We start from the raw sequence: 9720 nt of genomic DNA on the forward strand, positions 1-9720 counted from the left end.
AATGTCGCCCGGATCGCAATCTCTTACATCCCCATGCAGGATAAGGTTGTACACTAAATGGGACTGATGCAAACAAGGGAAAAAAAATGAAAAGGCTGACATTAAAAGAAATGACCGAAAGTGAGCAACGTGACGTCAAAACGCAACTCGACAGAGCCAGAATAAATTTAGGACGGGCATTAACCAATTCAGAACAAAATAAAGTAAGAGATGAAGCAATAGACAAAATCATGAACGCCCGGGAACAAATCGCCAAATTAACCCGCGTAGAAAGAAAAACTAAAAAAACGGCCCCAAGCACCACCACTTTTAGCTGGTCCGCATCGATCAGCACTCGCCCACCACGGTAACTGATTTCCACTGCCAGTAAATTACTGACATGGATTACCGACAGCGGCGAGTTTCACCGCTGTTGGACAATTTTTTATTTCTCACACAACACATTATTTCTAATACAAATAGCGTTTTCCCGCACAATTATATTGCATCGTTAGCTGCATTTCTCTCTCACCTGCCTTAGGATTAAGGAAACTTGTTTCTTTCAGCGCTCGATTAAGGAGTTTGTGATGAAATTGTTCTATAAACCCGGTGCCTGTTCTTTGTCTCCACATATTGTATTACGTGAAACGGGGTTAGACTTCAGTATTGAAAGTGTCGATCTGGTGACTAAAATCACGGAAACAGGTGAAGACTATTTAAGCATCAATCCGAAAGGACAAGTACCTGCTCTACTGCTGGATGATGGTAGTCTGCTCACTGAAGGTGTTGCTATTGTGCAATATCTGGCGGACAAAGCGCCTGATAGCAACCTGATTACCCCATTTGGTACCCTTTCCCGCTACCATGCCATTGAGTGGCTAAACTTTATTGCGACTGAGTTACATAAAGGATTCAGCCCGTTATTTAACCCGAAAACGCCTGATGAATATAAAGTTATCGCCCGTGAACGGCTGATTAAACAGTTCAATTACGTGGATAGCGTATTAGCACAGCATGATTATCTGTTAGGCAAAAAATTCAGTGTGGCCGACGCCTACTTATTTACTATCACTCGTTGGGCTAACGCTCTGAAGCTTGAAATTAACCAACGTAGCTATTTAGATAACTATATGGCACGTATAAGCGAGCGCCCAGCAGTAAAAGCCGCCCTGGCGGCTGAAGAAGCGAAAAAATAAGCCATTTGATTGATGACAGTGCCCCTGATTAAGGGGCACTGTCAGAAGGGATTATAACTTGATAGCTGTAAATTGGCTGGCAGGATTAACAATTGCGTCCTGCGCGGCCACCACCTGAAGTTCATACTCACCCATCTCCTGAGTTTTCAGCATCACTTCATATACCGCGGCAGTCACATGCTCCAACGCGTTAGCCAATGGTTCGCCTTTTAGTAGATTGACCAGCAATAAACCACTGGTTAAATCGCCCACACCTACTGGCTGACGCGCACCAAAATCCACCAGCGGGCGGCTGATATGCCATGCTTCTTCAGCGGTAACCAATAGCATTTCAAAACAGTCCGCACGATAACCGGCGCGACTCAGGTGCTTCACTAACACCACTTTTGGCCCTTTGGTACAAAGACTGCGGGCAACCTGAATCGCCTGTTCGACACTTTCGACCCGCACACCGCTAAGTTGCTCCAGTTCCAGCAGATTAGGCGCAATAATATCGCTGACGGGGATTGCCTCGTTGCAGAAGAACTCCGCGACGCCAGGCGCAACAATACAGCCCTTTTCAGGATGCCCCATAACCGGATCACAAAAATACCAGGCATCAGGATTGGCCTGTTTGACCCGCGCAACCGCCGCCAGAATATGGCTGCCTTGCTCAGGCGAACCGATATAACCACTCAATACCGCATCACAATCTTTCAGCCGATCAATATCGGCAATGCCTTGCACAATTTCAGTCAAATGACTGGCTGGCATCACACAACCGGTCCAGTGACCATATTGGGTATGGTTTGAAAACTGAACGGTATTCAGTGGCCAGACATTGACGCCCATCCGGCGCATAGGAAATTCAGTTGCACTATTACCAGCATGGCCAAAAACAACGTGAGACTGAATCGAAAGTATATTTTTCATTGGTGCGGCCTAAAGTTGAGTGCGCCGATGCCCACTCTGTGTCACAGCGCTGACGGAGATAAAACATCAGCTAATAAAACATAAGTTAATAAACAACAGGCAAAAAATAAGGGACATGTCTGCCCCTTACTTTATTTAACTTTTACAGCCAGCTAATCAGGCAATAATGTTTTTTGCCGCGACGCAGCAAAGTATAACGGCCAAACAGACGGTCAGCATCGGTGAAGCTGTATTCCGGATCTGCCTGCTTTTCGCCATTAATAGCGACGGCGTTAGAACCAATCATAGTACGCGCCTGACCCCGTGAAGGAACCAACTCCGCATTAACCAATGCCTGCTGCAAATCAGCATCACGGCTCAGCTCGATCGTCGGCATACCATCCTGTGCCAACTGGGCAAAGTCGGCTTCGGTCATCTCATTTAAATCACCGGAGAACAAGCTGGCGGTGATCCGTTTTGCGGCGGCAAGCCCTTCAGCACCATGCACCATTCCGGTAACATTTTCCGCCAGAACGTATTGTGCACGCGGCGCTTTGCCACTGTTTTTATCTTCGTCTGCCAGTGCGTTTATCTCTTCCAGACTCATGAAAGTAAAGAATTTCAGGAAGCGATAAACATCCGCATCGGCCGTGTTAATCCAGAACTGGTAGAATTTGTAAGGGCTGGTTTTCTTTGGATCAAGCCACACCGCGCCACCTTCGGTTTTACCGAATTTAGTGCCGTCAGCTTTAGTGATCAGTGGTACGGTCAGGCCATAAACCTGCTGCTGGTGGAGGCGACGGGTCAAGTCAATACCCGAGGTAATGTTACCCCATTGGTCAGAACCGCCGATTTGCAGTGCAACACCGTGCTCTTTGTTCAGGCAGGCGAAGTCATAAGCTTGCAACAGGTTGTATGAAAACTCAGTAAACGAAATACCGCTGTCATCACGATTCAGCCGTTGCTTAACCGCTTCTTTATTGATCATCTGATTAACAGAAAAATGCTTGCCAATATCACGCAGGAAAGTCAGCACATTCATGCCACCAAACCAGTCGTAGTTATTGGCCGCAATCGCGCTGTTGTCGCCGCAATCAAAATCAAGGAAAGGTGAAACCTGACGGCGTATTTTCTCGACCCACTCATTCACGGTATCTTCGGTATTCAGCTTACGTTCACTGGCTTTAAAGCTTGGATCACCAATCATACCGGTGGCTCCACCGACCAGCGCAACCGGACGGTGCCCCGCCAGTTGGAAGCGTTTCAGGCATAACAACGGAACCAGATGACCCAAATGCAAGCTGTCTGCGGTAGGATCGAAACCGCAATACAGTGAAATTGGCCCTTGCGCCAGTCTCTCTGCTAACGCGTCTTCATCCGTAACCTGGGCAACGAGGCCCCGCTCTTGCAATTGTTTAATCAGGTTGCTGCTGGTCATCAACGACTCCATTGTTTTTCACAAAAAATTGTCTTTCACAAAAAATTGTCTTTTACGAGGAAAAGAGGATTTATACTCAAAGAACTTAGCGTGCAGTCAGGCAACAAGCGGCCCCTGCGGCGTCCAGTACGAAGGGCATAGAATAAAGCGCCCTTCACACGAGCGCTAGGTTTAACCACAATTATTTCATCGTTCTCAAGGGGCTAAACGGTCAATTTCCCACGCATTGGCACCACGTTGATAGATAAACCGGTCATGCAGGCGATGTTCGCCCCCCTGCCAGAACTCAACGGAATCGAATTTAACGCGGAATCCACCCCAGAAACTGGGTAATGGCACCTCGCCGTGCTGAAATTTTTGCTTCAATTCGAGGAATTTGCTTTCCAGCACACCACGGGCAGAGATTCGGCTCGATTGCTGCGAAACCCAAGCGCCTATTTGGCTGTCTTTCGGGCGGGAGCTGAAGTATTTCAGCACTTCAAGGGGGGAAAGCCGCTCCGCTTTGCCGAGGAAAATGACTTGTCTATCTAACATATGCCAAGGGAATAACAAGCTGATATGCGGATTTTCAGCCAGTTGCTGCGCTTTGCGGCTACCCAGATTGGTATAGAACACCATACCCTGATCGTCATAATGCTTTAGCAGCACAATACGCTGGTAGGGTTGGCCGCTGGCATCCACGGTTGCCACACACATGGCGGTTGGATCAGGCAAACAAGCAACACAAGCCTGTTTTAGCCAGCGCTCAAATAAGTCCAATGGGTTTTCGGTTAAATCACTGCGACGCAGACCGCCGCGAATATATTCACGGCGCAAATCTGCAACATCAAATTCATTATTGTCAGTCATATAAGCTCGGTAACGCGCAGGAAAGCAGTAGTTATTATTCTGCCCTTGCGGCACCAGAATCACAATCACCCTGAACCCACAATGGCCTGATTACTTGATCAAAACACAATCATTGATAATGATTTTCTCATCGCGTTCAACAAATGCATTATTCCCTTTTGACCAGAAAGTATAGTGACCATCGCTGTATTTAGTGCCGGACGCAGCACGCACCTGAGGTAAAGCCAACTGTTCACCATCTAAAACCAACCTGACTTTATCTTGCTGGTTGTCCTGCATTACCCTCAACTGGGTAGTACCACACTGATAATGCAGGGTTTCATTCTTAGGCTGTACCACGCTGCACCCTGCCAGCATTAATACTACTGTTACGCCAAATACCGATATTGCACCAAATGAATATTTCATTATGTCGTCCTCGTTGAGTTGATAAGCCACCCTCATCTATGGCAGCTTAACACCCTCATCGTGACGATACAGGATAGACTGCTCCTAAAATGGTCTCGCGGCTGGCGCCAGTAACTGAGGGAAAATTACCTGATTTACCTGACAAGGTACGAAATGCCAACCAGGCAAATGCCAGCGCTTCCATGTCATCGCCACTGACACCATAATTATCAGTAATACACACTTCAGTGCCTGGCAGCAAAGTTGACATCCGTGACATCACTAACGGATTACGCGCCCCGCCGCCACAGACTAACAGCCACTCACAGCCCCCCGCCAACTGGACCTGTTCTGCTATTGATAGCGCGGTGAGTTCGGCCAACGTTGCCTGAATATCTTCAGGCTTTATTCCCGAAATTTTAGCCAGTTGCCTATCCAACCATCCGGCATTGAAATATTCGCGCCCGGTACTTTTGGGCGCGGGTTTGGCAAAATAGGGGTCACTGTACATGAGTTCAAGCAGTGGCTGATGAACCTTCCCCGACAGTGCCCAGCGGGCATCTTTATCATAAGGTAAGGCACGGTTTCGCCAGATCCAAGCATCCATCAACATATTGCCCGGCCCGGTGTCAAAACCGCGTACTGGTAAATCGGGCAATAATATAGATAAGTTTGCAATGCCACCAATATTAAGCACCATACGGCGCTCCGTAGCATGGGCTAACAAGGCATGGTGAAACGCCGGTACCAAAGGCGCCCCCTGCCCACCATAAGCCATATCACGGCGGCGGAAATCCCCGACAGTGGCAACACCCGTCATCGCAGCAATACGGTTACTGTCGCCTAATTGCATAGTAAAGGCCGGTTCGCCCAGCGGCTCATGCCACACGGTTTGCCCATGGCAGCCAATCGCGGTGATATCCTGCGCAGTTAAACCTTCTCTGTCCATTAAAGCCAGCACCGCTTCAGCAAACAATATCCCCAACTCAGCATCGAGCTTTCCCACTGCCGACAACGTAGTTGACTGGCCCTGACACATGCCAAGAATATCTTTTTTCAGTTGTACCGGCATAGGATGGCTATAGGTGGCCTGCTGCGCCACCATCCGCTCATCAATGGCTGCCAGCACGACATCCACCCCATCCAGACTGGTTCCTGACATTACCCCAATAAAACGGCCTGATTTCATAGCAATAACCTTATTTCCTATTGAGGAACAAAATAGCAACAAGACTTCCCATTAGTCTGGTCATAATAATAAAATTAACACCATGAAAAGATATACTTTTTTAAGTATATACCGCCATAAGGGCAATAATTAAAGAATGCTTTTTATTTGTAGGAAAGGTCACATAAAAGCCGCTACCACTAACACTTTCATTTAAGACAGCACCATTTCTTACTTTAAGAAAGTTAAACCACCGTTTAATATTGGTTGAAGTATAAACCGCTAAGCTGCATTCCCATTGATGGTGGTCGAAAAATTAAATACATAGTCAAAATAAGTAAGTAGTGAAATAAACATTTGGGTAAGCCATACTTTATGCCAATACTAGGCCGTCAATGGACTGGATTTGGATATCCCTGGCATACTGAAACCTAATACGGTTATGCCTTTTTAATAGGAGCTTTTATGATCAAGCCATTAATCGCCGTTGCTATTGTTGCAGTAACCCTAACCGGTTGTGCCAATAACAACACCCTGTCAGGTGATGTATTCACCGCTTCCCAAGCGAAGCAAGTACAGACGGTAACTTACGGTACATTGCTCTCGGTTCGCCCAGTGACCATTCAGGGTGGTGATGATAGCAATATTATAGGCGCTATCGGTGGTGCAGTATTGGGTGGTTTCCTCGGCAATACAGTTGGTGGCGGCACTGGCCGTAGCCTGGCAACTGCGGCAGGGGCTGTTGCAGGGGGTATGGCAGGGCAAGGTGTTCAGGGCGCAATAAACCGCACTGACGGTGTACAACTCGAAGTTCGCAAAGATGATGGCACAACCATTCTGGTTGTTCAGAAGCAAGGCCCGACCCGCTTTAGTGTCGGCCAACGTGTCATGCTAGCTAACAGCGGCAGTACCGTTACAGTTAGCCCACGCTAATAGCCGCGCTGAATGACTATCGAGTGGTAACCGCCAGGGTTCATAACGAACCCTGGCTTATCTCTACTAAAAAACGTTTATTTCTGCTGTGAATAGAATGGTAAGTCTTTATTATTACTTGCTTTGTAATTGAATAATATTTCTCTCAAGCTTATCAATCAGACCAGATAGCAATGCAATCTCATCTGCTGAGATTCCCTCAAGGATATCTTTACGGGTGGAACATATAACGCCATCAACCTCCGCTATTATCGGTGAAGACTGTTCCGTCAGTTTTATCCTCTTAGCACGGCGATCATTTGCACAAATCTGCCGTGTGATTAGACCCTTCTCCTCCAGTTGATCTAAGGTTCTAACCAATGATGGTTGTTCGATACCAATCGCTTTTGCCAGTTGAATTTGTGATTGCTCAGGTGGTAAACGATTAATGTTATGCAAGGTAACCCAATGTGTTTGGGTTAGCTCCAGCGGTTTCAACCGATGGTCGATAAGTGCGCGCCAAACGCGAACTAATCGTGCTAAATCAGATCCTAATGTCGATTCCAATTGCCCCTCCTTTTAATTAGCGTGCTAGCATAACTCCCAGAGTCCTGTCTATTTTGGGTAATTAACATTAAAAACACAAATGTATATATACCGTCGATACTAGGGCAATAGCAATAAATACGGCAAATCCTTTAGCAAAAATGATGTTTCTACCAGAATTACCTCTTAAGGATTAACTTTATGTATGTATCAGTGTTACCCGCAAACACACCCCTTTCAGACCTGGTTTTAGGCGCTTCAATCTATTTCCCGCCGATGTTTAAAGCGGTTATGCTAGGTTTGGTGTTATGGCTATTGATCCATCATGTACTGCGGAATTGGATCTACTCTGGTGACATCTGGCATCCAATATTAATGGATCTGTCAATTTTTGTCATTGCAGTCAGCATTTGTTTATGGATATTAGCCAATTGGTAAATGGATATGAATCGTCAGTCTCTCAAGTATTTCTCCTCTGTCATTGTATTCGCCCTCGCACTTTGTGCTGGGTGGTGGATGTGGAACTATTACATGCAATCTCCCTGGACTCGTGATGGTAAAGTCCGGGCCGAATTAGTCAGTATCACTCCAGAAGTTTCTGGCCGACTGATTCAAATATTAGTTCATGATAACCAGTTGGTAAGCTCTGGTAGCTTATTATTTGTGATTGACCCGCAACCTTATCAGTTAGCACTGGATAATGCTCAAGCCGCCGTAGTGCAAGCGCAGGCTGAATTGGCTAAAGCCAATCATGAAGCCGAGCGTCGCCGTAATCTGCCTAAAAATATCATTTCTGGTGAAGTGCTCGACATCGCCAACTTAACTGCCGATAGCATGAAAGCTGCCTATCAGGGGGCGCAGGCTGATCTCGAACAGGCAAAATGGAACCTCAGTAAAACCCGCATTTATGCCCCCGCCAATGGGTATATAACCAATTTACAAACGCGCATCGGCGACTACGCGACGGCAGGCAAACCATTAGTCGCTCTAATAGATATGGATTCATTTTATGTGATGGGCTATTTCGAGGAAACCAAACTGAAACACATTAGAGAAGGTAATGAAGCCAAGATTGTTTTGTATAATGGCAACATTCCTTTACACGGAGTGGTAGAAAGTATTGGCCGGGCTATTTATGATCAAAGTGTCGATACCGGCGGTGATTTATTGGTAGATGTGAAACCCAATGTCCCTTGGGTACGGTTGGCACAACGAGTCCCGGTGAGAATTAAACTGCTGGATGTCCCTGCTGATGTCACTTTGATTGCCGGCACCACCTGCACCATTTCACTGGCCGACTAACCCATGCGCCTCTCCTTTCCCTTGTGGCAACAAACCCCTTGGGGTAAAGCCAATACAAGCCAGTGGCGTTATGCGCTGCGTAATTCACTGGCCATGTGCCTGGCGCTTTGGATTGCATTTGCTCTGAATTTAGATGAACCGTCTTGGGCAATGACCTCCGCTGCCGTGGTCAGTTTCCCTACCGTCGGTGGCGTAATCAGCAAAAGTATTGGCCGGATCATCGGCAGTTTACTGGGGGCCGCCGCATCACTAATGATAGCGGGCCACTGCCTGAATGATCCTTGGCTGTTTACCTTTGCCATCGCCGCCTGGATTGGCCTGTGTACATTTGTTTCCAACCATTATCAGAATAATGTTTCTTATGCGTTTGCTTTAGCCGGGTATACCACCGCAATCATTGCCTTTTCGACCGTCAATACCACTGACACCCAGCAAATTTTTGATATCGCGCAGGCCAGAGTCTGCGAGGTTATTACCGGTATTCTCTGCGGCGGCCTGATGATGATGCTGCTGCCAAGCACCTCAGACGGTGAAGCGCTGCTGACATCATTGCGCCGTATGCAATCTCGCTTATTGGAGCATGCCGAATTATTGTGGCAAACCGAGCAAAATTCACAGATACGCACCTCACATGAAGGGTTAATTGGCCAGATCCTGACCATGAACCTACTGCGTATCCAGGCATTTTGGAGCCATTACCGCTTGCGGCGGCAGAATAATGTATTGAATTTTATTTTGCATCGCCAATTACGCATCACCAGCGTGATTGCCAGCCTGCGCCGTATGCGGGTTAACTGGCCAACACCACCGGACCATCTGGCCGCCGTTCTGTCGCAACTGTTAGCCGCATTGCAGCAACCCGATTGTGACAAATATCAGTTAGCCAAGATATTGCAACAAATCGCACCCCATGATGAATTTGACTATCGTCACCGGGCCTTCTGGTTACGGCTACGTCATTTTTGTTGGCTGTATTTGCAGGTTAATCACTGGCTGGCACAGTTGAACAAAGAACCCGAATCTGGCATGCCGTCACCGCCGGCGGTGACGGC

Annotated in this window: 12 protein-coding genes; 6 read left to right on the plus strand and 6 right to left on the minus strand. The window is 47.3% G+C overall.

Going from position 1 to position 9720, the window contains the following annotated elements:
• Window positions 1-86: 86 nt before the first annotated feature.
• Entirely contained in the window at window positions 87-350 is a 264-nt protein-coding gene (locus AEP37_RS07620) for a DUF3811 domain-containing protein (RefSeq protein WP_049612045.1), read from the plus strand.
• A 216-nt stretch (window positions 351-566) separates the two neighbouring features.
• The gene (gstA, locus tag AEP37_RS07625; RefSeq protein WP_049612047.1) at window positions 567-1175 is read left to right on the plus strand and encodes a glutathione transferase GstA; all 609 of its coding nucleotides are present in this window, start codon (window positions 567-569) and stop codon (window positions 1173-1175) included.
• A 51-nt stretch (window positions 1176-1226) separates the two neighbouring features.
• On the opposite strand, the gene pdxY is transcribed toward gstA, so the two are convergent.
• The 5 genes from pdxY to anmK form a co-directional block, all read right to left on the minus strand.
• A complete protein-coding gene (gene pdxY / locus AEP37_RS07630) occupies window positions 1227-2087 on the minus strand; it encodes a pyridoxal kinase PdxY (RefSeq protein WP_049612049.1) in 861 nt (286 codons plus the stop codon).
• A 142-nt stretch (window positions 2088-2229) separates the two neighbouring features.
• Window positions 2230-3504 (minus strand): tyrosine--tRNA ligase, encoded by a 1275-nt coding sequence (tyrS, locus tag AEP37_RS07635; RefSeq protein ID WP_082170722.1) that lies wholly within the window; start codon window positions 3502-3504, stop codon window positions 2230-2232.
• A 195-nt stretch (window positions 3505-3699) separates the two neighbouring features.
• On the minus strand, window positions 3700-4353 hold the full coding sequence (gene pdxH / locus AEP37_RS07640; protein ID WP_049612109.1) for a pyridoxamine 5'-phosphate oxidase: 654 nt from the start codon (window positions 4351-4353) through the stop codon (window positions 3700-3702).
• Between the two features lie 90 nt (window positions 4354-4443).
• The gene (locus tag AEP37_RS07645; protein WP_049612053.1) at window positions 4444-4761 is read right to left on the minus strand and encodes an MliC family protein; all 318 of its coding nucleotides are present in this window, start codon (window positions 4759-4761) and stop codon (window positions 4444-4446) included.
• Between the two features lie 55 nt (window positions 4762-4816).
• Window positions 4817-5929 carry an anhydro-N-acetylmuramic acid kinase gene (anmK, locus tag AEP37_RS07650; protein ID WP_049612055.1) on the minus strand — a complete coding sequence of 371 codons (1113 nt, stop codon included), beginning with the start codon at window positions 5927-5929 and terminating at the stop codon, window positions 4817-4819.
• A gap of 444 nt (window positions 5930-6373) precedes the next feature.
• Between anmK and AEP37_RS07655 the strand changes: the two genes are divergently transcribed.
• Window positions 6374-6841, plus strand: a complete 468-nt coding sequence (locus AEP37_RS07655; protein ID WP_049612057.1) for an outer membrane lipoprotein — start codon at window positions 6374-6376, stop codon at window positions 6839-6841.
• A gap of 114 nt (window positions 6842-6955) precedes the next feature.
• Here the strand turns inward: AEP37_RS07655 and slyA are convergent, their stop codons facing one another.
• Complete coding sequence (slyA, locus tag AEP37_RS07660; RefSeq protein WP_049612059.1) at window positions 6956-7387, minus strand: transcriptional regulator SlyA; 432 nt, start codon at window positions 7385-7387, stop codon at window positions 6956-6958.
• 180 nt (window positions 7388-7567) lie between these two features.
• Between slyA and AEP37_RS07665 the strand changes: the two genes are divergently transcribed.
• From AEP37_RS07665 to AEP37_RS27190, 3 genes are all read left to right on the plus strand, one after another.
• Window positions 7568-7804: a DUF1656 domain-containing protein gene (locus AEP37_RS07665; RefSeq protein ID WP_049612061.1), complete on the plus strand. Its 237-nt coding sequence runs from the start codon at window positions 7568-7570 to the stop codon at window positions 7802-7804.
• 6 nt (window positions 7805-7810) lie between these two features.
• Window positions 7811-8668, plus strand: coding sequence for an efflux RND transporter periplasmic adaptor subunit (locus AEP37_RS07670; protein WP_049612110.1), 858 nt, complete (start codon window positions 7811-7813; stop codon window positions 8666-8668).
• 3 nt (window positions 8669-8671) lie between these two features.
• Window positions 8672-9720, plus strand: a 1049-nt coding sequence (locus tag AEP37_RS27190; protein ID WP_244880768.1) for an FUSC family protein, incomplete at its 3' end; no start/stop codon positions are given.

The sequence above is a fragment of the Yersinia pekkanenii genome (assembly GCF_001152565.1).
GTDB lineage: Bacteria > Pseudomonadota > Gammaproteobacteria > Enterobacterales > Enterobacteriaceae > Yersinia > Yersinia pekkanenii.

Coding starts and splice junctions, on each gene's coding strand:
- AEP37_RS07645 (WP_049612053.1), bottom strand. CDS start 4,761: ATGAAATATTCATTTGGTGCAATATCGGTATTTGGCGTAACAGTAGTA.
- gstA (WP_049612047.1), top strand. CDS start 567: ATGAAATTGTTCTATAAACCCGGTGCCTGTTCTTTGTCTCCACATATT.
- AEP37_RS07670 (WP_049612110.1), top strand. CDS start 7,811: ATGAATCGTCAGTCTCTCAAGTATTTCTCCTCTGTCATTGTATTCGCC.
- tyrS (WP_082170722.1), bottom strand. CDS start 3,504: ATGACCAGCAGCAACCTGATTAAACAATTGCAAGAGCGGGGCCTCGTT.
- pdxH (WP_049612109.1), bottom strand. CDS start 4,353: ATGACTGACAATAATGAATTTGATGTTGCAGATTTGCGCCGTGAATAT.
- AEP37_RS07620 (WP_049612045.1), top strand. CDS start 87: ATGAAAAGGCTGACATTAAAAGAAATGACCGAAAGTGAGCAACGTGAC.
- anmK (WP_049612055.1), bottom strand. CDS start 5,929: ATGAAATCAGGCCGTTTTATTGGGGTAATGTCAGGAACCAGTCTGGAT.
- AEP37_RS07655 (WP_049612057.1), top strand. CDS start 6,374: ATGATCAAGCCATTAATCGCCGTTGCTATTGTTGCAGTAACCCTAACC.
- pdxY (WP_049612049.1), bottom strand. CDS start 2,087: ATGAAAAATATACTTTCGATTCAGTCTCACGTTGTTTTTGGCCATGCT.
- AEP37_RS07665 (WP_049612061.1), top strand. CDS start 7,568: ATGTATGTATCAGTGTTACCCGCAAACACACCCCTTTCAGACCTGGTT.